Below are 22,060 nucleotides of genomic sequence, written 5' to 3'. Positions count from 1 at the left end.
CCAGGTGCCCGCGGATTCTTGAACGGGCCGCGCCGGCCCGGTTCAGCCAGAGCGGTGTATCCGTCTGCCGGTCGTGCCATCGGGAGTGTGCGCCGTGAGGCTTGTCATCGCGTTCGCGGTCTGCGCCGCCCTCGCCGGACCGGGACGGGCCTTTGCACTCGGGAACCCGGCCTCGGCCTTCTGCGCGACCATGGACGGTCAATCGATCCTCGCGAAGCTGCCCGACGGCAGCACGATTGGGCTGTGCTCCCTTCCGGGCCGGAAGATCGTCGAGGAATGGACGCTGTACCGGATGCTCCACGGTGTGAAGCCGACACCCGACGCCAATCCGTTCCGATAACCCGGCCGGTGCGGTTCTCGGACAGTCTTCGTCCGCCTCTCATCGGCCCGGCACCCGCATTCGAGGCGCGACCCATGCCGGCGTGATTGATTTCGCCGGCCAGACGATGCCACTCTCGTCATCCGAGCTCTCTCAGGCGGGATCGACGACTCATGCAGCGGGCTCGATCGCGCCGACGCCTCGTCCGCGCGTGCCTCGCCCTCGGCCTGATCGCGACCGGGCCCGGAGCCGGATCCGCCGGGACGATCACGCGGGCGCAGGTCGAGGCGCAGCTGCCGGCGCTCGAGGCGATGGCGCAGCGGACCATTGACGCGGGCGCGGTGCCGGGCCTCGCGGTCGCGGTCGTCCTCGGCGACGAGACGCTCCTCCTGAAGGGGTTCGGCCTCAGGCAGGCCGGGAAGCGCGAGCCGGTCGACCCCGACACGGTCTTCCAGATCGCCTCCCTGTCCAAGCCCGTGACCGCGACGATCGTGGCGGCCCTGGTGGGCGACGGGGTGGTCGACTGGGATTCGCGCGTCGCGGATCTCGATCCCGCCTTCCAGCTGCACGAGCCCTATCCGACCGCGCAGGTCACGGTGCGCGACCTCCTCGCCCATCGTAGCGGGCTGCCGGGGACCGCCGGCGACGATCTGGAGGCGATCGGCTTCGGCCAAGACGCGATCCTGCACCGGCTCCGCCTCGTGCCGCCCGCCTCCAGCTTCCGCGCCGGCTACGCCTACAGCAATTTCGGCTTCACCGAGGGCGCGGTCGCCGCCGCGAGGCCGACCGGCCAGCCCTGGGAGGCCATCGCCCGGGACCGGCTGTTCCGGCCCCTCGGAATGGCCGCCACCGGCACGACCCACGCGGAGTTCCTGAGCCGGACCAACCGCGCGGCGCTCCATGTCCGGGCCGACGGTGTCTGGACCGCCAAGGTCGAACGGAACCCCGATGCCCAGGCCCCGGCCGGCGGCGTCAGCGGCCCTGTCCGCGACCTCGCGCGGTGGCTGCGGCTCGTGATCGGCAACGGCCGCTTCGAGGGCGCGCAACGCGTCGCGGTTTCTGCCCTGGCGCAGACGCACGTCCCGCTCATGGCCCGCGGCCGCAATCCCGTGACCGGCGCCGCGTCCTTCTACGGCCTCGGCTGGAACGTCGAGTATGGCCGCCACGGCCTTGTCTGGGGCCACGCGGGCGCCTTCAGCGTCGGGGCACAGACGCTTGTCTCGATCCATCCGGAGGCCGGGCTCGGGATCCTCGTCCTGACCAACGCCTTCCCGTCCGGCGTGCCGGAGGGGCTCGCCGACAGCTTCGCCGACCTCGTCTTCGACGGCCGCGTCGGTCAGGACTGGGTGAAGGCCTGGGGCGCAGCCTACGAGAACCTGTTCGCGCCGGGCATCGCCGCCGACAAGGCGGCCTACGGGACGCCGCCGGCGCCGCCCTCCGCGCCCCTGGCGCCGTCGGCCTACGCGGGGCGCTACGCCAACGCCTATGTCGGCGAGGCCGTGGTGGCGGAGGCGGACGGCGCCCTGACGTTGACGGTCGGCCCCGAGGGCACCCGCCGCTATCCCCTCCGGCACTTCGACCGCGATCTCTTCCTGAGCTTCCCGGACGCAGAGGCACCCGACCGGCCCTCCGCCATCCGCTTCGCCATCGGGAACGACGGCCAGGCTGCCGCCCTGACGGTGGACGCGCTCAACGCGAGCGGGCTCGGCACCCTCGCGCGGCGGGACTGAGCCCGGCCGTCACCCGACCCGCCGCGACGGCAGCCGCAGGCCCGGGGCGGGGCGCTCCAGCAGCACCTCCCGGCGGAAACGCACCAGCCGCGCCGGCCGGCCGGCAGCGCCGCTGGTGACGCTCTCGGTCTCCTCGACCAGCCCCTGCTGCGCCACGAGCCGGCGGAAATTCTGCTTGTGCAGCTGCGTCCCCGACAGGGCCTCCACGGTCTTCTGCAGCTGCAGCAGGGTGAATTCCGGCGGCATCAGCTCGAACACCACCGGGCGGTACTTGATCTTGCCGCGCAGGCGCCCGATCGCGGTGGCCAGCACCCGGCGGTGGTCGAAGGCCATGGGCACGCCGGTCGGATCGTTCGGCAGGGCCGGGCCGGGATTGCCCCGCGCCTCCGGGATCAGCCCGGCCTCGAACAGCAGCTCGTAGCGCTCCAGCACCCGCTCCTCGTTCCAGGTGCCGCCGTTCATGCCGAAGGTCAGGCCGAGCCGGTCGAGGCGGCGGGTCCGGGTGGCGCAATCCTCGGGCTCGGCCGCCCAGGCGGCGAGCCGCGCCTCGATAGCGTCGAGCTGGCGCGGGCGGCCCTGCCGGAAATCCTCGTAGGGCAGGTACCGGTACCAGTTCTGCCACGCCGCCTCGGCGAGGCCGGCCGGCCGCTCCTCGCGGACGAGGGCCAGATAGGCCACCGACAGGGAGTGCACCTCCGACATGTCGGCGGTCCCGGAGCGGTCGCGGTCGCCGAAGGTGTAGAGCTGCTCGACGTAGCCGAGGCGCTGATGCGTCTGCCGCTCCACCCAGGCGCGCAGGCCGCGCTCCAGGGTGGCGTGCTCGGGGACGAGGGGGCCGGCCGGCAGGCCGTCGCCGCGGCCCGACGCCTGATCGGGCACCCGGATCGTCAGGGCGCGCGGTTCCCCCTTGGTCGCGGCGACGATCACCGCGACGAGGCCTACGGAGGAGCGCTCCGGCGGGGCCTGCGCCCCGCGCGCACCCGTCTGCGCCGCGGCAACATCCATCGTCCCTCGACCGCCTCTCCCCCGGATGCGCCGCGCTCGGCGGCGGATCACACCTATAGGGGTACAGGATCGTGCCACGTCAACGCCACCGTATGACGGTGCCGCGCCGGGGCGCTGACCGAGTCCGCTTGCCAAGGCGACGGGGCCTGCCCAAACAGGGGCGCCCGAGAGGGCCGGCACGGGGCCGGCGCAGGGCGGGTCCGGCAAGGGCGAGCGACGACGATGCCAGCGAGCACGAATGCGCCAGCGGGCGGGAGCCGCCCGGTCGACCTGCGCCTGTACGGGCTGCTCGACGTCGGGGTGTGCGGCACGGACGGCGCGCGGCTGGCGCAGCTCGGCGCCGAAGCGGTGGCGGGGGGCTGCACCCTGCTGCAGTACCGCGAGAAGGACATCCCGGATGCCCGCGCCGCCCTCGCGCGGATCCGGGCGATCCAGGAAGCGGTGGGCGGCCGGGTGCCGGTGCTCGTCAACGACCGGATCGACCTCGCCCTGGCGGCCGGCGCGGATGGCGTGCATCTCGGTCAGAGCGATCTTCACCCGGCCGATGCGCGCCGCCTCCTCGGGGAGGGCGCGATCATCGGCCTCACCGTGAAGAAGGCGGCGCAGGCCGACGAGCTGTATCGGCTGCCCGTCGACTACGCCTGCATCGGCGGCGTGTTCGCCACCACCAGCAAGGACAATCCCGACCCGCCGGTCGGCCTGGAGGGCTTTTCCAGCATCGCCTTCCGGGCCCGGCTCGCCCGGGGCGCGGGCCTGCCGCTCGGTGCCATCGCGGGGATCGGCCTGGAGAACGCCGCCGACGTGATCGCCGCGGGCGCGGACGGTGTGGCGGTGATCACCGCGCTGTTCGGTGCGGAGCCGGTCCGGCAGCACGCCCGGGCGCTGCGCGCCCGGATCGACGCCGCCCTGTCTGACCGGGCGCAGGCACGATGAGCGGACCTGCCCCGATCGCCGTCACCGTCGCGGGCTCGGATTCCGGCGGCGGCGCCGGAATCCAGGCGGATCTCAAGACCTTCTCGGCGCTCGGGGTCTACGGCGCCAGCGTCGTCACGGCGCTGACCGCGCAGAACACCCTCGGCGTCCAGGGCATCCACGACGTGCCGGCGGAGTTCGTGACCCGGCAGATCGACAGCGTGTTCTCCGATCTCGCCGTGAAGGCCGTGAAGATCGGCATGCTGTCCAGGATTGCGGTGATCGCCGCGGTCGCCGACGGCCTCGCCCGTCACGCCGGGACGATACCGGTGGTGCTCGACCCCGTGATGGTGGCCACCAGCGGCGACCGGCTGATCGCCGACGAGGCCGTGGCGGTGCTCCGCGACCGGCTGCTGACGCGGGCCGACCTGATCACCCCCAACCTGCCGGAGGCGGCGGTGCTGCTCGGCGAGTCGGTGGCCGAGGATGCGGCGACCGCGGTGGCCCAGGGCCGGCGCCTCGTGGCCCTCGGCGCCCGGGCGGTTCTGATCAAGGGCGGCCACGGGCACGGCCGCGAGAGCATCGACCACCTGGTCACGGCCGACGGGACCCTGCGCACCCTGGCGGCGCCGCGGATCGCGACAGCGAACACCCACGGCACCGGCTGCACCCTCTCGGCCGCAGTCGCGGCCGGGCTCGCCCAGGGCCTGACGCTGCCGTCGGCGGTGGCGGCGGCCAAGGACTACCTCACGGCCGCCCTCGCCGCGGCGGACCGGCTGGCGATCGGGGCGGGACACGGGCCGGTCCACCACTTCCACAATCTCTGGCCGTAGGTCGACCGAGACCACGGCTTTCCGCCCGTCGCCGCCATATCCGCCTTGCAACCGCGCGATGATTGCGTTTGAAGAAGCGTACGATCGTTCGGATAACGGAACGGTGCAGACGGACCGGTGACGATGCAGGACCAAGCGGAACGGCCCGAACGGGGGCGCGGGCGCGACCTGCTGACCGGGGCGCAGGCGCTCTCAGGGCAGCTCGGCAAGACCATCCAGCGGCTGCGGAAGGCCTACAATCTCTCGCTCTCGGAACTCGCCGAGCAGTCGGGCGTGGCCAAGTCGATCATCAGCCAGATCGAGCGCAACGAGACCAACCCGACGCTGGCGACGATCTGGCGCCTGTCCCAGGCCCTCGACGTGTCCATCGAGCGGGTTCTGGCGGCCGGCGACGAGGAACCGTTCATCGAGAAGACCTCGCGGGCGGACACGCCGATCCTGGTCTCCGAGGACGGCAAAGTGCGGCTGGCGATCATCGGCTGGCTCAAGACGATCGAGTGGCTGCAATGGTACGAGGTCACGGCCGATCCCGGCGGCGTCCTCGACTCGGACCCGCACCAGCGCGGGTCGGTGGAGTCGCTGTCGGTCTCTGAGGGGGCGTTCGAGGTCGAGATCGGCGGCGTCGTGCAGCGCGCGCGGACCGGCGAGACCCTGCGCTACCGCTGCGACCGGCCCCACCTCGTGCGCTGCACCGAGGGGCCGGCCCGCGCCACCATGGTGGTGATCATGAAGGCCGCCGTGATGGAGTGAGGCGCCCTCAGCGCCCCGTATTCACCCAGCGCACCACGTCGGCCAGCACGGTCACCAGCGCCTGATCGAGGGCGCGGGCGCCGTTGCCGGCATCGATCTTGGCCACCGGCACCCGGGCCGTGAAGATCCGCGCGGCCGTCACCTTGCCGGTGCCGTCGGCCACGAGCTTGAACGACAGGTCGACCACCGCCTCGCCGGTCCCGGCCTGGACGTCGAAGGCGCGGATCTCGCTGATCAGCTGATAATCGGCCACGACCTTGTCGCCCGGCCGGCTCACCGAGCGCAGCCGCCCGGAATTCTCCAGGCTCTGGATGATCCGCGTCTGGATCAGGCGCGGCAGCCGGTCGGCCCACTGGCCGCCACCCAGGAAGGAGAGCGCGCCGCCGTTCTCGCGCACGATGATCCGGTCGGCCTCGAAAGGCTGGATCCCCACAGGTTCGGACACCGCGATCGAGCGGCCTGCCATGACGGGCCGCCCCGTCGGCGGCAGCGCCTCGAGGTCGAAGGTGAGGGGCACCGCGCCGCCGCCGCAGCCGCCAAGAAGGGCGGCGAGCAGCGCAGCGGCGGCCATGTGGGACGAGCGGACCATACACATAACCTGAGAAGCCCCACCGGCGTGCGGCGGAGCTGTATAAGCTGTGCGGTTAAAACTAATCCGCTTTGGCATCTGTGCCGTGCGCCCGGACACATCCGTCCGGATCCGCACGTTTTCAGCGGCCGCCGTTGTATTCCGGCAACGATGGCTTGCCGCCGAAGATCACCTGGCTCGGGTCGCGCTCCAGGCTGCGCACCGTGCGGTTGAGGGTGCTCAGCGTCCGCTGGCCGTCGCCCGAGAGGGCCTCGACCTCCCGACGGCCGGTGCCGCTCAGGCGGCCGAAATTCGTCGAGATGCTGGCAGTGCGCTTGTCGAGGTTCTCCGACATGGTCCGGAACGCCTTGCCGGCGTCGCGCACCGAGATCGCGGCGGCGCGGATCTCCGCGAAGGTGCTGGAGCCCTCCTGACCGGAGGCGGAACCCAGGAAGCCCTGCGCGCCGTTGAGCACCGCGTCGATCTTGTCGGCCGAGGCGTTGAGCTTGGCAGCGAGCGATCGGGCATCGTGCAGGCCCGCCTCGATATCGGGGCTCGCCTTGGACAGGGCCGCCGAGAAGCGGTCGGCGTTGTCGATCACGTGGCCGAGCTTCACCCCGTCCACCGCCTTGACCAGCGCCGAGATGTTCGGGCCGGCATCAGCCAGCGTCTTCGAGAAGGTCTCGACGTTGGTGAGCGAGCGGTTGATCGCGCCCTCATTGGCGGAGACGAGCCGGTCGAGGCGGGCCAGCATGTCGTCGGCCCGCTGCGCGACCTGGCGAGCCAGAGCCATCATGTCCTGCATGTCGGAGGAATCGGCGAAGATCGTCGGCGGCTCGCCGTTGGCCATCGGCGTCAGCACCGGCGCGTCGGCGTTGCCGCCGGAGAGCGAGATGACCGAGACGCCGGTCAGCATCGCCGAGTCCAGACGGGCGCGGGTGTCGGCCCGGAGAGGGGTCGCGGGCTCGACCTTGATCTGGGCGAGCACCCGGCGCGGGTCCTGCGGCGCGAGGCGGATGTCGGTGACCTCGCCGACCTTGATGCCGTTGAAGTTCACGCTCGAGCCGCGGGACAGGCCGCCGACCGAGCCCGAGAAGACGATGCGGACGGTCTGGCTGACCTGCCGCGACGATCCGCCGGAGAGCCACAGCACGGTGCCGAAGCCCGCCAGGATGACGGCGATCGTGAAGGCCCCGATCAGGGCGTAGTTCGCGCGGGTTTCCATGCGGTCAGCCTGCGGTTCTGCCCGGCGGACGGGGTCCGGCCGGGCCTCTGGCCCCGGCTCCCGGACGGGAGCGGGGCGGGATTGGGGTGGGGCGGCGCTCAGGCATGCAGGGCCGTGCCGCCCGTGGCGATGGTCCGGGCGCGCTTGCCGTGGAAGTACGAGCGCAGCCAGGGATGGTCGCTCGCCAGCATCTCGTCGATCGTGCCGGCCGCGATGATTTGGCCGTCGCCGAGGGCGGCGATGCGGTCGCAGGCGGTGTAGAGGCTGTCGAGGTCGTGGGTGACCATGAAGACGGTCAGTCCCAGCGTCTCCTTGAGGGTCGAGACGAGGTCGTCGAACTCGCCGGCGCCGATCGGGTCGAGGCCCGAGGTCGGCTCGTCGAGGAACAGGATCTCGGGATCGAGGGCCAGGGAGCGGGCGAGCGCCGCGCGCTTGATCATGCCGCCGGAGAGTTCCGAGGGCAGCTTGTCGGCGGCGTCGGGCTTCAGGCCGACCATCTCGATCTTGAGCCGGGCGAACTCGTCGAGCAGGCGCTCGGACAGGTTCAGGTGCTCGCGCATCGGCACCTGGATGTTCTGCTTGACGGTGAGCGCCGAGAACAGGGCGCCCTGCTGGAACAGCACGCCCCAGCGCTGCTCCATCCGCCGCCGCTCCGCGTAGGTCAGCTCATCGACGTCGCGGCCGAACACCTCGATCGTGCCCGCCCGCTTCGGGTTGAGGCCCAGGATCGTCCGGGTGAGGACCGACTTGCCCTGCCCCGAAGGCCCGACGAAGCCCAGGATCTCGCCGGCGCGGATGTCGAGGCTCAGACCTTTCAGGATGTTGCGGTCGCGGAAGCCGACCACGAGGTCGCGCACGCGGATGATCGGGCGAGGGGCGTCCAGCGGGGCGGTCATCGCGGCGGTCTCAAAAATCGATCGCGGCGAAGAAGACCGCGAACAGGCCATCGAGGACGATGACCATGAAGATGGACTTCACTACCGAGGCGGTGACGTGGCGGCCGAGGGATTCCGCCGAGCCCTCCACGGCGAAGCCCTCGATCGTGGCGATCACCCCGATGGTCAGCGCCATGAACGGCGCCTTGATCAGGCCGACCATCACGTGGTGGACGCCGACCGCCGCCTGGAGCCGGGCCAGGAACTGGTCGAGCGTCAGCCCGCCGTAGAGCATCGCGGTGAGGCCGCCGCCCGCGAGAGCCGAAAGGTCGCCGATCAGCGTCAGCATCGGCAGGCCGATCATCAGGGCGAGGACCCGCGGCACGATCAGGATCTCGACCGGGTCGAGGCCCATGACCCGGAGCGCATCGACCTCCTCGCGCATGCGCATGGAGCCGATCTCGGCGGTGATCGCGGAGCCGGAGCGGCCTGCGACCATGATCGAGGTCAGGAGCACGCCCATCTCGCGCAGGATCAGCAGGCCGATCAGGTTGACCACGAAGGTCTGGGCGCCGAAGCGCTGGAGCTGGAAGATGCCCTGCTGGGCGACGATGCCGCCGACCAGGAACGAGATCAGCACGATGATCGGCGTCCCGTTGAGCGCCACCTGCTGGATCTGATTGATCAGGGCGTTGCCGCGGAACGTGCCGGGTCGCAGGGCGACGCGCCCGCACGCGGCGATCAGCTCGCCCAGAAAGGCGAGGGCGGTGACGAATTCCTGCCCGCCGCGCACGGTCTGCCGCCCGGTGGCGTCGAGCAGGCCGACGACCGGGCCATGCCGCCGCGTCGGCGCGGCGTCGGGCTCGCGAAGCCGGACCTCGCCGAGCAGGGTGCGGTGCTCCGGCCGGGCGCCGAGATAGGTCAGGGTGCTGCCCGCCTGCTCGATCTCGACGCGGGTCCGCTCCAGCACCCAGGCGCCGAGCGTGTCGAGCCGTTCGATCGCCGACAGGTCGACCGCCACCGGACCGGCGCGGCCGGCCGCGGCGATGCGCGCGGCCGTTGCCTCGACGGTCGGTGCCTGGTCGGCGGTCCAGCGGCCATCGAGCGCCAGCCGGCCATCGGCCGGCCGGTCCCGCAGCCCGGCGCCGGCAACAGTGCCCTCGCTCAGCAAGACCCTCACTCCTCGATCGAGGCACCACCCTGCCGTGTGGTTATGTCGACATTACGGTTGATGAAGCGTGTCCAACGTCACCCCGCGCGACGGGCCGCCCGTCCGGATGCGACGGCGAGCCCGAGGCCGGCTGCGGCCAGCGGCGCCATCAGCAGGAAGGCGAGGGGGCCGCCGGCCCGGTAGGCGAGGCCGCTGACCAGGGTCGCGCCCACGGAGATGCCGGCATTGACCGCGCTGAGCGTGCCCTGTGCCCGCCCGCGGGCGCCGTCCGGGGCGTAGGCCGAGACCGCCGCCATGGCCCCGAGCTGGGTCGCCCCGAAGGTCAGGCCGTGCAGGCATTGGAGCGGCACCAGGGCGGCAAGGTGGTCGCCGAGGAGGAACATGCCGACCGCCCGCAGGATCGCGGCGGTCCCGCCGAGGGCAAGGAGCCGCACCGGGCTGCGCCAGGGCGCCGGCAGGGTCGGCATGGCGGCGAACAGCACGATCTCGGCGAGCACGCCGGTCGCCCAGAGCGATCCGACCCAGGCCGCCGGGATGCCCTGGCTCGTCCAGTAGATGCTGCCGAACCCGTAGATCGCGCCGTGGCTCGCCTGGATGGCGGCGGCGGCGCCGATGCACAGCCACAGCGCGCGCGGCAGACGCGGCCGTCCGGCCCCCTCCGGCGCCTGCGGCAGGCCCGCCACCGAGCGGCTGCGCCAAGCCACCAGGGAGGCCGACAGGGCCAGGCCGGTCAGCAGCAGCGGCACCGCGAGCCGGCCGCCCAGCGCCGTCAGCAGCAGGCCGCCCGCGAGGTTCGCCAGCAGGAACGCGACCGAGCCCGCCATCCGGATCCGCGAATAGGCGAGGCGGGCATCGCGGCGTACGGCCGCCAGCGTCAGGTAGTCGATGCAGGGCACGAGCGGCGCACCGGCCACGGCATTGAGCACCACCAGCCCGGCGAGGCAGGGCCAGCCGATGCCCGCGGCGGCGGGCATCAGCGCGTAGGTCAGGCCGACCGCGAGGCTGCCCAGCATGATCAGCCGGCGCGGCCCGAGGCCGCGGTCGAGCAGGCTCATGAGCGGAGCCGTGGCGACAATCCGCGTGCCGATCGGTAGGGCGAGCAGCACGCCGATCACCGCGGCGTCGAGGCCGAGCGCGTCGAGCCAGACCGGCATGAACGGCATCGCGATGCCGATCTCGGTGAAGACGACGGCGTAGAGCAGCGACAGGCGCGCCGGGCCGGACGGGCGGAGCAAGGCGGGTCTCGGGAGAGGGCTGGGATGGACGGTGCATCGGGGCGCCCGCGGGCGGCCGACCGGTAAGCGCCCGTTATCGTGGAGCCCGTCAAGGGGCTGAACGCATCGGCGTCCGTTATCGCAGCCGCGGCACGGCGTATGCCAGCGAGCGCACAGCGCGAAAGCGGACATGCCCGCCGTCGGTACCGCGGCAGCGACGCGCCCGGACCAGCCTGTCAGCGGCTTCCGCGGGATCTCCGAAGCGATCGACGACCGTCAGCGGCCGACCCGGGCATCCCACCCCAACATCGTGAGCTGGGCGACGGCCTCAAGCTCCGCGCGGCTCGCACCATCGCGGGCCTGGAGCGACATGCCGTTCTGCACCGTGAGCACGTAGCGGGCGAGCGCGGGAACGTCGATTGCGGCACCGAACTCGTTCTCCGCGACCGCGCGATGAAGCCGCGCCTCGACCCTCTTGAGGCCTTCGGCACGGGCCGTCCGCACCAATTCGCCGAGTTCCGCGTGTCCTTCGCTGCCGGCCGCCGACAGCGTCACCATGCATCCGAGCGGCTCCTCGCGTCCGCAGAAACCTGTGAGCGCAGCGGCCGAATCCATCAGGAGCGCCTCGACGGCCGCGCGGGCGGTCGGTGCCGCGGCGAAGTTGGCCCAGGCCATCGCCTCGTATTGCTCACCGTAGTGGCGCAGGGCCTCGGCGTAGAGTGCCTCCTTCGACCCGAACGCCGCGTAGAGGCTTGGCGAGCCAATCCCCATTGCCGCCGTGAGATCCGAGATGGATGTCGCGGCAAAGCCCCGGCACCAGAACAACCGCATCGCCTGCCCCAGAGCAGCCTCACGGTCGAAAGCCCGGGGCCGGCCGCGCCCGCGGGCGGGCGCTGCCTCAGCGTCGGCTGACGGCGACGACGATTTCTGCATCGATCGCTATATAAAGCGCTTGACCCAGCTCCGCAACGCATCTAGCCGTTTATGTGTCGTTCACTACAGAAAGACCGAGGCATGAGCGAACTGGCTGGCAAGCGCGCCCTGGTAACGGGCGCATCACGCGGCATCGGCGCCGCCATTGCTCTGGCGCTCGCCGACCGAGGCGCGGATGTCGCCATCACCTACGAGCGCTCCGCCGAGCGGGCGGCCGACATCGTGCGCGCCATCGAGGCGAAGGGCCGCCGCGCCATCGCCATCCAGGCCGACAGCGCCGACGCATCAGCGGTGAAGCGCTCGGTCGATGACGCGGCCGAGCGCCTCGGGGGGCTCAATATCCTCGTCAACAACGCCGGCATCGCTCGTGGCGGACCGGTTGCGGAGATGAGCCTCGCCGACATCGACGCCATCCTCGACGTCAACGTCCGCTCCGTCGTACTGGCATCGCAGGCGGCCATCCCGCACCTCACGGAAGGCGGCCGGATCATCTCCATCGGCTCATGCCTCGGGGAGCGGGTCCCGTTCCCTGGCGTGACGGTCTACTCGATGTCGAAATCGGCCTTGCTCTCGTTCACGCGCGGGCTGGCGCGTGAACTCGGTCCGCGCGGCGTCACCGTGAACCTGGTGCAGCCGGGATCGACCGACACCGACATGAACCCGGCGGATGGCGCGCAATCGGACATGCAGCGGGCGATGACCGCGCTCGGCCATTACGGGAAGCCCGAAGATATCGCGGCCGCGGTGGCGTTCCTGGCGAGCCCGGCCGCGCGCCAGATCACCGGCACCACCATCACCGTCGATGGTGGGGCGAACGCGTGAGCCTCTTCAGCGGACGCGGTCCCCTCTCGGGCTCCCTCGGGTAGGATCGGCCTCTGCCGCTCCGCGTCCACACGGAGCGGCTCTCGTGCTCGGTTATGCAAGGCTGGAGCCCGCCATACCCTGACCGTGTGGGCCCGAGGCGAGGCGTGGCACGTCGGCGTCTGTGAGAACCTCGACGAAGCGCTTGGCGCGCGTGACCACCAGCAGCCCGCTCGGCCGCGCCGTAAGCCGGTGCGTTCAGACCACCGGGTCGAGAGCCGCCAGACCAAGAGTCGCCCCGTCGCGCGGCGGCGCCGCCCGCGCGTGGCTGCTCGGAAGGGGCCGATCGCGAAATCCGATTTCGGCAACGGGTCCCAGGGAATGACCTCGGATCAGCGTCGGGGCGGACGAAGGCCGCGCGTTGCGGATAACCAGGAACGGTCCTCCCGGGACCGCGCGCGAAGGGCCGAACGGTAAACACATCAAGAATTTAGTGTTAGGCGCCCGTTAAAGGCGCCCTGGCAGAGTGCGGGCTTCCGGACCGTGCCCTGCGCGGGCCGTGCCTGCATTGCGCCTTCAGGGAAGCTCATGTCCGGTTCCACCAGCCTGAGCGCGAGCCCCTCGGCCGAGTACGAGACCATCGAGGCGGCGATCTCCGCCACCGAGCGCGGGCGGTGGTTCCTGGCCGAGCACGCCCGCCGCAACCGGGGCGCCGAGACCGAGGTGCTTCTCGGGGCGATCGCCCGCCTCGAGCGGACCGTCACCGAGGATCGCGGACACGAGGCCTTCGGGAACCTGCGCGGCAACCTCGTCGACATGGCCGACGCGATCAGCCGCACCAAGGCCGAGATCGCGGCGATCAGCGCCACAAACACCGAACAGACCCGCCTGACGCAGGCGTCCCTGGCCCTCGACGCGATCGTGCGCGAGACCGAGCAGGCGACCTCGGACATCCTCGGCTCGGCCGAGGCGATCCAGGAGGCGGCCTGGACCTTCCGCGAGCGCGGAGCCGACGCGTCGGCCTGCGATGCCCTCGACCGGCACGCCACCGCGATCTACACCGCCTGCTCGTTCCAGGACCTCACCGCGCAGCGGACCGCCCGCATCGTCTACACGCTGCGCTACCTCGAGGACCGGCTCTCGGCGATGATCGCCATCTGGGGCAACGACGCGGAGCGCATCCCGCCGCTGCCCGGCGTCAAGCCGACCGGCGCTGAGGCCGAGCCGTCCGATCTCAACCAGAGCGACATCGACCGCTACATCAGCATGGATGTCCCGGCCGTCACGGCCGCCGCCCTCGTGGCCCGGCCCGGGAGCCCGGCGCTCCACGAAGATCTGGTGTTCCTGCCGGTGGCCAGCGCGGCGGACGACGAGCCGGTCGACGGAGCCGAACCCGCGACTGAGGACGCGGTCGGCGTGCCCGGACCGACCCCGGTCACCGAGGCGGCTGCGCCGGCCGAGGACGACGCCGTCCTCGACTGGGCCGCCCTCGTCGCGGCGGCCCCGGAGCCGGGCCCGGCATCGGACGAGCCGGCGCTGAGCCTCGCCGAGATCGAGGCCCTGTCGCCGGAGCAGCGGCTCGCCCTGTTCGCCTGACAGGCGCGCCGGGGCGCGGACCCTGCTATCAGGGCCGCCCTGCCGAGAGACCTGAGAACGCGCGTCCGTGGCCCTGCACCTGATCAAGCTCTGCGTCGGACCTGCCTCCATCGCCGATCTCGAGGCGCGGCAGGCCCGGTTCCTGACGGAGGCCCTCCGGGACGGCCGGACGGCCGCGCCGTTCCACGTCACCCGGACCCTGCCCAAGCGCCACCGCGAGATCACCGGACAGGGCTCGATCTACTGGGTGATCCGCGGGACCCTGTCGTGCCGGCAGGCGATCACCGCGATCGAGCCGCTGACCGGCGAGGATGGGATCCCGCGCTGCCGGCTGGTCTTCGATCCGCACCTCGTCCCGGTGGCGCCCCGGCCCTACCGGCCGTTCCAGGGCTGGCGCTACCTGACGGCGGGCGACGCGCCGGCCGATCTCGGGGCGGAGGCGTCGGGCGATCTCGCCGAGATGCCGGAAGCCCTCCGGCGCGAGCTGGTCGGCCTCGGCCTGCTGTGACCAGGATACGCCCGTCCGCCCCTCAGGATGGGGGGAGGGTTGGATGAGTCTCTCCCGTTGGCGTGCCTCCCGCCGGCGCCGCGAACGGCCCCGGCGGGATCGGTCCTACGCCCCGTCGAAGCGCCCGCTGGCATGGGCCAGCATGGTGTAGACCTTGCCGGTCTCCGAAGTGAGGTAGGCGTCGGTCCGCTTGGCGTCGCTGTCGTTCTTGAGCACGTCGCCGAGCAGGCGCTCGAACTCGCTGACGTAGCGGTCGACGCTGCGGCGGAACTCCGCATCCGACCGGTAGCGGCGCTGGATCTCCGCGAAGGTCGCCCGGCCCTGCGGCGTGTAGATCCGTGGGTCGAACAGGTTGGGCTCGCCGCGCCGGTAGCGTTCCCACAGATCGACCGCGGTCCGATGCTCGATCATCTTGGCGATGTCGGTGGAGATCGTGTCGAGGGCGATCCGTCCGGTCTCCGCCGCGGCCGGGGGCGAGGCCCGACGCCCCGCCTGCGCGGTGACCGGCGCCTCGGCCGCGGGGGCCGCCTCCTCGTCGTCGTCCAGCGAGGCGCGGGTCAGCAGGTCGGACAGCCAGCCGCGCTTGTCCCCGGCCTGGGCCGGGCCGGCGGTGCGGGCCGGGGCGGCCGGGCGCGCCGCCTCGATCCGGGCCGGGGCCGCCGCGGAAGCGCGCGGTGCGGCCGCGGGGGCCGGCAGAGCCGGCGCGGCGGAGGCCGTCGGCGCGAGAGGCGCTGCGGCGACCGGGCCGGCCGGCGCGGCCACCGCGGCGCGGCTGCCGCCCTCGGCGACCCGGCGCTGGGTCTGCGGCTGGGCGACGTCCACGCTGCGGCCGGAGCGGGAGACCAGGGACGAGAGCTCGTTGAGCGCCTTGATCTGGTCGGCCACGACCCGGCGCATCTCGCCGGTCGCGTCCTGCGTCTCGCGCGGCAGTTCGAGCACGCCCTTGGCCAGCTCGGCGCGGGTCGCATCGAGCTCGCCGCGGATCGAGCCCGCCATCTCGCGCAGGGCCGAGAAGGAGTCGCCGAAGCTGGCCTGGGCCTCCTGGAAGCCGCTGCGCATCTCGCGCGACGCTTCCTCGATCGCCTGTCGGACGCCCTGGGCGGCCTTCTCGCCCTCGGCGCTGGCGCTGTCCTTGAGGTCGGCGAAGGCGCTCGTCACCGAGGCGCCGGCGCCCTGGGCCGACTGGGCCAGGGACTCGCCCACGCTGCGGGCGCGCTCCTCGGCCGCGCGCAGCGTCTGCTCGATCGTCTGCGCGAGGGCGCTGCCGTTCTGCTCCAGAGCGGCGGCACGCGCCTCGAAGGCGCTCATGGCCTGGGTCAGCGCGGATTCGCGGCTCGACAGGGCCGTTCCCAGACGCTCCTCGATCGCGGCCAGCGAGGCCGCGGCCCGGTCGAGCGCCGCCACATGGGCGGCGGTCTGCTCGCCGAGCGAGCGGCCGCGGCCGTCGAGAGTCTCGGCCAACCGGGCGGCCTCGCGCAGCGCGCCGTCGGCGGCACCTCGCAGGGATTCGACCTGAGACGAGACGCCCGCGCTGGCCCGGCCGGTCTCGGCGGCGATGCGCTCCAGAGCGCCCTGGACCTGCTCGATCCGGCCGGCAAGGCCCTGCTCGATCGCGCCGAGATTGGTGTCGGCGCCGGCCACGAGCTCGGTGAGGGCAGTGTTGGCGGCCTCGATCCGCTGGAGCAGGGCGCCCAGCTCCCGGCCCATCCGGTCGTTGGTCTCGAACAGCTCCGAGAGGGTGCGGCCCGCCCCGTCCTCGACGGCGGCGCGCAGCAGCTCGGCCGAGGCCCTGGACTGCACGGCCAGCTCCTCGGTCCGCTCCCGCAGGCTCTCGGCCAGGGGCACGCCGGTCTCGGCGAGCGTCCGCTCGATCGCCTCGGCCCGGTCCGCGAGGGCGCGGGACAGGTCCATCATCGGCCCGTCGATCGCGGTGCGCAGGCGCTCGACATGGCCGTCCAAGCTGTCGCCGACCGCACGGCCGCTACCCTCGACACTGGCGAGCAGCGCCCCGCCGCGCTCCTCGATGGCGCGGACCAGGGTCTCGGCACTCTCCGCGAGGCGGCGCGACAGGGCCTCGCCGCGGGAATCCACCAGGGCGCCCAGGGCCGTGGCCCGGCGCTCGAACCCGGCCCCGAGAGCCTCGGTGCGGGCATCGATCAGGCCCGCCAGGGCAGCCTCGCGGCGGCTGAGCGTCTCGGCCAGCGCCGCGTTGTGAGCGTCGACCTGCTCGGCATGGGCGCGCGCCCGCTCGTCGAGGGCGGCAACCAGGGCTGCCGTGCGCTCGTCCATGAGACCCGCGAAGGCGTCGTGGCGATCGTCGAAGGCGGTGGCCAGCGTATCGGCGCGCTGGGCCACCAGGGTCGCGAACAGCCGCATGCGGCTGTCGATGCGCTGGGTAAAGGCGTCGGCGCGGGCATCGACGCCGCGAGCCAGGGCCTCGCTCTGCGCCTCCACGGCCTGAGCCAGGGCCGCCGTGCGGCCCTCCACGACACCATCGAGGTCGCGCAGTCGGGCGTCGAAGGCCTCGACCAGCGCGCCGGTCCGGCCCTCGACGGCACCGTCGAGAGCACGCAGGCGGGCGTCGAAGACCTCCACCAGGGCGCCCGTGCGGCCTTCGGCAGCCGCCACCAGGGCCTGGCTACGGTCCTCCAGGAGGCCCTCGATCGCCGCGCGCGCCTGCTCAAACGTCGACCGCAGGGCCTCGATGCGCGCGTCGACCCGCTCGGACACATCGCGGCCGGTGCCCTCGACGATCGTGCCGAGGCGGTTCTGCACCCGCTCGAACAGGGCCTGCAGCTCGCCCGAATGCTCCTTGAGCGTCTCGGCGAGGCGGGTCTCGCGCTCCTCGAGCAGGCCCGCAATCGCCGGGTTCACCTTCTCGATCGTCGCCTGGAGGGCCTGGGTCCGGTGCTCGATCGTCCCGGCGATCTGGCGGCCACGGCCGTCCACGAGCCGGTCGATCTCGCCCTGCGCCCGCTCGAACAGGCCCTGCAGGTCCGCCAGACGGGTGTCCAGCATGTCGGCCATCTGGGCAGGCGCAGCGTCGAGGGTTGTGCGCAGGCCCTCGGTCCGGACCGCGATGGCGTCGGCGACCTCCTGGCCGCGCCCGTCCACGAGTTCGCGCAGGCCGGTCTGGGCCTCCTCGAACAGGGTCTGGAGGCGCTGGGTCCGGGCGTCGAGGGTCGCGGCGAGCTGGCGCTCACGAGTCTCGACCAGTGCGGAGACGGCGGCAGGCGCCTCCTCCAGCACCGCGCGCAGGGACTGGATGCGGGCATCGACCGTGGCGGCGAAGCGGCCGCCGCCGCCCTCCACCACCGCGTCGAGGGCGGATTGCGCCTCCTCGAACAGGGTGCGCAGGGATTGGGCCCGGGCGCTGAGCGTCTCGGCGAGGCGGTTGCCACGCCCCTCCACCAGGCCTTCCAGGGTGCCCAGCCGCTCGTCGAACAGGCTACCGAGCTGCCGCGTCCGGTCCTCGAGGGCCCCGTTTGCGGTGCCGAACGCGCCCTCCAGGGCGGCGACCAGCGCCTGGCCGCGGCCGTCCAGCGCCTCGTTGATCGGGCCCATGCGGCCGTCGAGAGTCGCGGCCAGGGTGCCGGCGTGGTCGTCCAGCATCACGCGGATCTGGTTGGTGCGGTCGTCGAGCAGGGTGTGGACCGTGCGCACGCCGTCATCGAGCAGGCCGCTGATATCGACGGTGCGGCTCGAGAGGGTGTGCCCCAGGCGGCCCTCGCCGGCATCGAGCATGCGCTCGGCATCCGCGATGGTCTGCTGGAGCTTGGACAGCACACTCTCACCGCGCTGATCGATCAGCTCGGCGAGCGACGTGCCGCCGCGGTCGAGCAGGCGGGCGAGTTCGGTGATCCGGCTGCCGATCGCCCCGAACACGGCCCGACCCTTCTCGTCGAGTTCGCCCGACATGGCGGCGATGCGCTCGTCGATGAGGCGACCGAGGAGTTCCGCGCGCTCCGAGAAGGCGGCGCGGACGGCGTCGGTGTGGGCCGTGAGGGCCGCGTTGGCGCTCTCCGTGCGCTCGTCGATCTCCCGGACGAGGGCCTCCGTGCGGGCCGCCAGCGACGCCTCCAGGTCGCGGGTGGAGTCCGCGATGGTCGTCGTGAGCGCGCGGACGCGCTCGGCCATGGCGCCGTCGAGGCCGCCGGTCCGGTCGGAGATCATCGCCACGAGATCGCGGGTCCGGCCGGCCAGCTCCTCGTCGACCGCACGGGTGCGGGCTTCGATGAGGCGGATCGCCTCGAAGGCCTGGACGCCGAAGCTCTCGTCGACGAGGCGCGCGCGCTCGTCCAGGGTCTCGGCGATCGCCTGGAGGCGGCCGATGACGCCGGCATCGAAATGGCCGGCGCTCTCCTCGATCCGGCGGGCAATCTCGCCGGTGTGCCGGGCGATGTCCTGGCCGAGGCCGCTGGTGCGGCCCTCCAGCATCTCGATCAGGCTGCGGTGACCCTCGGCCATGATCCGCGCCATCTCGTCGGTGCGGGCGCGCAGCGCCTCGTCGACGGCGCCGACGCGGCTGCCCAGATGCCCGTCGATGTGGCTGACGAGGTCGGCCACGGCCGCACCGATCTCGGCGGCCCGCTGGGCGGAACGCGCCTCGAGGCCGCCGAGCTGGGTTTCGATCAGGCTGCCGGCCTCGCGGGCCTGGGCCGAGATCGTCTCGGCGACGGCCTGGCCCTTGCCGGCAATCAGCCGGTCCATCTCTTCCAGACGGGCGCCGACGGTCTCGCCCAGGGCCGCCGTGTCGCGGCCGATCCGGTCGGCCAGGATGTCGCCGCGGGCGATGGTCTCCTGCAGGGCAGCGAGGCGATTGCCCAGCGTCTCGTCGATCGCGCGGACCCGGCCGTCGGCGGTCTCGGCGAAGCTCGCGCCGGTCTGGCTGAGCGTGTCGGCGATGCGGGCACCCTGGCTCGCCACCGCGAGCACGATATCGCGGCCGGTGCCGCTGATGCGGGCCTGGGTCTCGTCGGCGTGGCTGGCGAGCAACTCGGCGACGCCGCGGCCATGCGCGCCGAAGGCCGCCTCCATCTCGCCGATCCGGGCGGCGAGGTCAGCCGAGACCGCGCGGGCGGCCTCGGCGAGGCTGCCGGTGGCGTCGCCCGTGCGGGCGGCAAGCTCGCGGTTGAGATCGTCGAGGGCCGCACGCACGGCCGACACGGCGGCCATGCCGCGCTCGCCGAGTTCCGTGCCGGCGCGGTCGGCGGCGTCGCGGAAGCGGGCCGTCAGGATCGCGGTCTCGGCCTCGACGGCGCCGGTGACCTCGGCGGAGGCGTTCTGCAGGGTCTCCAGCGCACCGGCGAGCCGGGCAGCGGCGTCCCGGGTCTGCGTCTCGGCGGCATTGCCCGCCTGGTCGGCGGCGGCGCGCAGCGCCTCGGCGGCTTCGGCCGCGCGCGCCGCGAGCGCGGCGGCAGATTCCGCCACCCGGCGCTCGAAGATCTGCACGGCCTCGGCGGCGCGGCCGCCGAGCGCGCCGGACAGCCCTTCGACGGTGCCCTGCAGGGAGCCGACCGCGGCGGCGGCCCCGGCCTCGAAACCCTGCCCGAGAGCCGCGAAGGCGGCCTCCAGGCGCGCTGTGGCCTCCTGCGTCCGATGCGCGAGGCTGCCGCCCGCACGCTCGGCCGCGTCGGCGACACGGTTCTCCAGATCCGCAGCCCGCACCGTCACGGTCTCGTCCAGGCGCGAAGCGATGCCGTCCATGCGGTCGGTGAGGGCGCTACCACGGTCCGAGAGCGCCTCGGCAATCCGCTCGGCGGTGTCGATCAACGCGTCGCGCACCGTGCCGGCGCGCGCCGTCAGGGTCTCGCCGGCGCCGCTGGCAGCCAGCGCCAGGGCGGCCTGCGCGTCGCGCCCGCGGCCCTCGATCGTCTCGGCGACGGACAGGCCCGCGCTCTCGATCTCGGCGCGGAGCGCCAGGCCGCGGCCGGCGATGTCCTCTGTGAGGGCGGAGCCGGTCTCGGCGAAGCGCGCGGTGATCTCGGCACCCATCGTGCCGAAGCGCTCGGTCAGCTCCGAGCCGCGCGACAGGAACACGGTCTCAAGCCCGGTCACCGAGCGCTCGAAGCTCTCGCGCACCGTGCCGGCCTGACGCTCCAGCGCCTCACTCACGCGCGTGCCGGTCTCGGCGATGCTCTGGGCGAGGGTCCCGGCATTCTCGGACAGGCGGCCGGCCAGGGCGGTGCCGGCAGCCTCGAAGGCGCCGGTCGCGTCGCCGGCGCGGCTCTCGAAGGCGCGCGTCAGAGTCTCGCCGACCTCCTGCAGGGTGCCGCGCACGTCCTGGCTGGTGGCCGCGAGATTGTCGATCAGGTCGCTGCCGCGGGCCGTCATCAGGCTGACCACCCGGTCGCCCGCGTCGCCCAGGGAGGCGGTGATCTCGGCGCCGCGGGTTTCCAGCGCGCCGGTCACGCGCTCGCCCGCGCCGGTCACCGCGGAGACGATCCGGTCGGAGGCGCCCTCCAGGTCCTGGCTCAGGCTCTGGTGCGACCCGGTGATGGCGCTGCGCACCCGCTCGGCGTTCGTGACGATCGCCTCGCGCTGCGCCACCAGCTCGTCGACGAGGGAGCGGATCCGGATCTCGTTGTCGGAATAGGCCCGCTCCAGCGTGGCGATCTCGCCGCGAACCAAAGTCTCCAGCTCGCCGGCCCGGGCGAGCGCCCGCTCGACGCCGTCGCCGACCGCCGCCACCTCGCGGCGCACCGTCTGCGACATGGTCAGGACCGCGTCGGTGGAGAAGCTCTCGGGCTCGGCCAGACGCACCGCGACCTCGCCGACCGCGCGGGCGACGAGGCGCATCTCCTGGGCGCGCACCGCCAGCATGGCGGCGATCACGAACAGCACCACCGGGCCGAACAGGGCCGCGGCGCCGACGCTCGCCTGCAGGGCGGTCAGGCCCGAGACGACGGCGCGCAGGTCGCCCTCGGACTTCGACCACGCGATCAGCACGAGAGCGCCGATCCAGACGAGGCCGGCGGCGAGCGCGAACAGGTAGGGCTTGGGCGAGGAGCGCACCCGCAGGGTCTGCTGCAGGATGCCGATGTTGCGCCGGTCGTCGTTGGCCACCAGCGAGCGGTCAGGAGGCAGGAGCCCGCCCTCGCGCCGCGGGCGTTCCAGGCCGGGCGGAGGCAGGTCGGAGACGAGCGGCGCGTCGAGGTCGAGGCGCGGCGGCATGGTCCGGCCGGCCGGGTCGAGCGTCCCGTCGAGGAGCGGATCGGCGTCACCGACATCGGGCAGGCGCGGCTCGGCGCGGCCATCGGTGCCGTTCGGCGTCAGGGCGTCGAGGTTCAGCGCCTGCTCGATCGCAGAGAGCGCGGCCTCGGCCGGATCCTTCAGCTTCTTCTCGGTCGCCATTCAACGCCTCGTTACACGGGTTCACCGGCGCCTGGAGAGGCTTATGCCGGAGACGCAACGCCCCGTTTACCATTACAAGACTAAACTCGGGCATCGATTGCCGATACCCGAGCTACCGTGCGGCCCCAGAAAACGTTAACCGAATAGTTACCGGGCCCGCCGCCTTTCGGCCGCGCCATCTTGCAGCAGACGGGCCCGTCCGCGCGATCCCCCCGTGGCGAATCGGGGGGTGAATCATGGGGATCGGTCCGACAACCCCCAGAAGAA

16 protein-coding genes are annotated in these 22,060 nt (G+C 72.8%); 8 read left to right on the top strand and 8 right to left on the bottom strand.

Going from position 1 to position 22,060, the window contains the following annotated elements; genetic code table 11:
• The first annotated feature begins 94 nt into the window (after positions 1–94).
• A complete protein-coding gene (locus AC3WSN_RS09515) occupies positions 95–340 on the top strand; it encodes a DUF333 domain-containing protein (RefSeq protein WP_373622524.1) in 246 nt (81 codons plus the stop codon).
• Between the two features lie 152 nt (positions 341–492).
• Positions 493–2,049 carry a serine hydrolase gene (locus tag AC3WSN_RS09510; protein WP_492537536.1) on the top strand — a complete coding sequence of 519 codons (1,557 nt, stop codon included), beginning with the start codon at positions 493–495 and terminating at the stop codon, positions 2,047–2,049.
• 9 nt (positions 2,050–2,058) lie between these two features.
• Here the strand turns inward: AC3WSN_RS09510 and AC3WSN_RS09505 are convergent, their stop codons facing one another.
• Positions 2,059–3,054, bottom strand: coding sequence for an NUDIX hydrolase (locus tag AC3WSN_RS09505; RefSeq protein ID WP_192708379.1), 996 nt, complete (start codon positions 3,052–3,054; stop codon positions 2,059–2,061).
• Positions 3,055–3,276: 222 nt separating this feature from the next.
• Here AC3WSN_RS09505 and thiE point away from each other — a divergent pair, with 222 nt between their 5' ends.
• The 3 genes from thiE (at position 3,277) to AC3WSN_RS09490 (ending at position 5,549) form a co-directional block, all read left to right on the top strand.
• Positions 3,277–3,987 carry a thiamine phosphate synthase gene (gene thiE / locus AC3WSN_RS09500; protein ID WP_192708380.1) on the top strand — a complete coding sequence of 237 codons (711 nt, stop codon included), beginning with the start codon at positions 3,277–3,279 and terminating at the stop codon, positions 3,985–3,987.
• The gene (gene thiD / locus AC3WSN_RS09495; RefSeq protein WP_492537533.1) at positions 3,984–4,799 is read left to right on the top strand and encodes a bifunctional hydroxymethylpyrimidine kinase/phosphomethylpyrimidine kinase; all 816 of its coding nucleotides are present in this window, start codon (positions 3,984–3,986) and stop codon (positions 4,797–4,799) included. Before thiE ends, thiD begins: the two co-directional genes overlap by 4 nt.
• A 123-nt stretch (positions 4,800–4,922) precedes the next feature.
• Positions 4,923–5,549, top strand: a complete 627-nt coding sequence (locus AC3WSN_RS09490) for a helix-turn-helix domain-containing protein (protein WP_192708382.1) — start codon at positions 4,923–4,925, stop codon at positions 5,547–5,549.
• Positions 5,550–5,556: 7 nt separating this feature from the next.
• Here the strand turns inward: AC3WSN_RS09490 and AC3WSN_RS09485 are convergent, their stop codons facing one another.
• The 6 genes from AC3WSN_RS09485 to AC3WSN_RS09460 all read right to left on the bottom strand — a co-directional run bounded on the left by AC3WSN_RS09485 (position 5,557) and on the right by AC3WSN_RS09460 (position 11,535).
• Positions 5,557–6,138 (bottom strand): ABC-type transport auxiliary lipoprotein family protein, encoded by a 582-nt coding sequence (locus tag AC3WSN_RS09485; RefSeq protein WP_492537531.1) that lies wholly within the window; start codon positions 6,136–6,138, stop codon positions 5,557–5,559.
• A 121-nt stretch (positions 6,139–6,259) separates the two neighbouring features.
• A complete protein-coding gene (locus AC3WSN_RS09480; protein WP_492537529.1) occupies positions 6,260–7,342 on the bottom strand; it encodes an MlaD family protein in 1,083 nt (360 codons plus the stop codon).
• 98 nt (positions 7,343–7,440) lie between these two features.
• Positions 7,441–8,238 (bottom strand): ABC transporter ATP-binding protein, encoded by a 798-nt coding sequence (locus AC3WSN_RS09475; RefSeq protein ID WP_492537527.1) that lies wholly within the window; start codon positions 8,236–8,238, stop codon positions 7,441–7,443.
• Between the two features lie 10 nt (positions 8,239–8,248).
• A complete protein-coding gene (locus tag AC3WSN_RS09470; protein WP_373622523.1) occupies positions 8,249–9,397 on the bottom strand; it encodes an ABC transporter permease in 1,149 nt (382 codons plus the stop codon).
• Positions 9,398–9,465: 68 nt separating this feature from the next.
• Positions 9,466–10,623 carry an MFS transporter gene (locus AC3WSN_RS09465; RefSeq protein WP_492537525.1) on the bottom strand — a complete coding sequence of 386 codons (1,158 nt, stop codon included), beginning with the start codon at positions 10,621–10,623 and terminating at the stop codon, positions 9,466–9,468.
• Positions 10,624–10,878: 255 nt separating this feature from the next.
• The gene (locus AC3WSN_RS09460) at positions 10,879–11,535 is read right to left on the bottom strand and encodes a TetR/AcrR family transcriptional regulator (RefSeq protein WP_492537523.1); all 657 of its coding nucleotides are present in this window, start codon (positions 11,533–11,535) and stop codon (positions 10,879–10,881) included.
• Between the two features lie 81 nt (positions 11,536–11,616).
• Between AC3WSN_RS09460 and AC3WSN_RS09455 the strand changes: the two genes are divergently transcribed.
• From AC3WSN_RS09455 to AC3WSN_RS09445, 3 genes are all read left to right on the top strand, one after another.
• A complete protein-coding gene (locus AC3WSN_RS09455; RefSeq protein WP_492537521.1) occupies positions 11,617–12,357 on the top strand; it encodes a 3-oxoacyl-ACP reductase family protein in 741 nt (246 codons plus the stop codon).
• Between the two features lie 567 nt (positions 12,358–12,924).
• The gene (locus AC3WSN_RS09450; protein ID WP_192708390.1) at positions 12,925–13,932 is read left to right on the top strand and encodes a hypothetical protein; all 1,008 of its coding nucleotides are present in this window, start codon (positions 12,925–12,927) and stop codon (positions 13,930–13,932) included.
• 67 nt (positions 13,933–13,999) lie between these two features.
• Entirely contained in the window at positions 14,000–14,440 is a 441-nt protein-coding gene (locus AC3WSN_RS09445; protein WP_492537519.1) for a DUF1489 family protein, read from the top strand.
• A gap of 105 nt (positions 14,441–14,545) precedes the next feature.
• Here AC3WSN_RS09445 and AC3WSN_RS09440 read toward each other — a convergent pair whose 3' ends face one another.
• Complete coding sequence (locus AC3WSN_RS09440; RefSeq protein ID WP_492537517.1) at positions 14,546–21,793, bottom strand: apolipoprotein A-IV repeat region-like domain-containing protein; 7,248 nt, start codon at positions 21,791–21,793, stop codon at positions 14,546–14,548.
• Positions 21,794–22,060: the final 267 nt, after the last annotated feature.

The sequence above is a fragment of the Methylobacterium sp. FW102-HT35C08 genome (assembly GCF_058790235.1).
This window is presented reverse-complemented; position numbering and strand designations above follow the sequence as displayed.

Coding starts and splice junctions, on each gene's coding strand:
- AC3WSN_RS09510 (WP_492537536.1), top strand. CDS start 493: ATGCAGCGGGCTCGATCGCGCCGACGCCTCGTCCGCGCGTGCCTCGCC.
- AC3WSN_RS09505 (WP_192708379.1), bottom strand. CDS start 3,054: ATGGATGTTGCCGCGGCGCAGACGGGTGCGCGCGGGGCGCAGGCCCCG.
- thiE (WP_192708380.1), top strand. CDS start 3,277: ATGCCAGCGAGCACGAATGCGCCAGCGGGCGGGAGCCGCCCGGTCGAC.
- thiD (WP_492537533.1), top strand. CDS start 3,984: ATGAGCGGACCTGCCCCGATCGCCGTCACCGTCGCGGGCTCGGATTCC.
- AC3WSN_RS09490 (WP_192708382.1), top strand. CDS start 4,923: ATGCAGGACCAAGCGGAACGGCCCGAACGGGGGCGCGGGCGCGACCTG.
- AC3WSN_RS09485 (WP_492537531.1), bottom strand. CDS start 6,138: ATGGTCCGCTCGTCCCACATGGCCGCCGCTGCGCTGCTCGCCGCCCTT.
- AC3WSN_RS09480 (WP_492537529.1), bottom strand. CDS start 7,342: ATGGAAACCCGCGCGAACTACGCCCTGATCGGGGCCTTCACGATCGCC.
- AC3WSN_RS09475 (WP_492537527.1), bottom strand. CDS start 8,238: ATGACCGCCCCGCTGGACGCCCCTCGCCCGATCATCCGCGTGCGCGAC.
- AC3WSN_RS09460 (WP_492537523.1), bottom strand. CDS start 11,535: ATGCAGAAATCGTCGTCGCCGTCAGCCGACGCTGAGGCAGCGCCCGCC.
- AC3WSN_RS09455 (WP_492537521.1), top strand. CDS start 11,617: ATGAGCGAACTGGCTGGCAAGCGCGCCCTGGTAACGGGCGCATCACGC.
- AC3WSN_RS09450 (WP_192708390.1), top strand. CDS start 12,925: ATGTCCGGTTCCACCAGCCTGAGCGCGAGCCCCTCGGCCGAGTACGAG.
- AC3WSN_RS09440 (WP_492537517.1), bottom strand. CDS start 21,793: ATGGCGACCGAGAAGAAGCTGAAGGATCCGGCCGAGGCCGCGCTCTCT.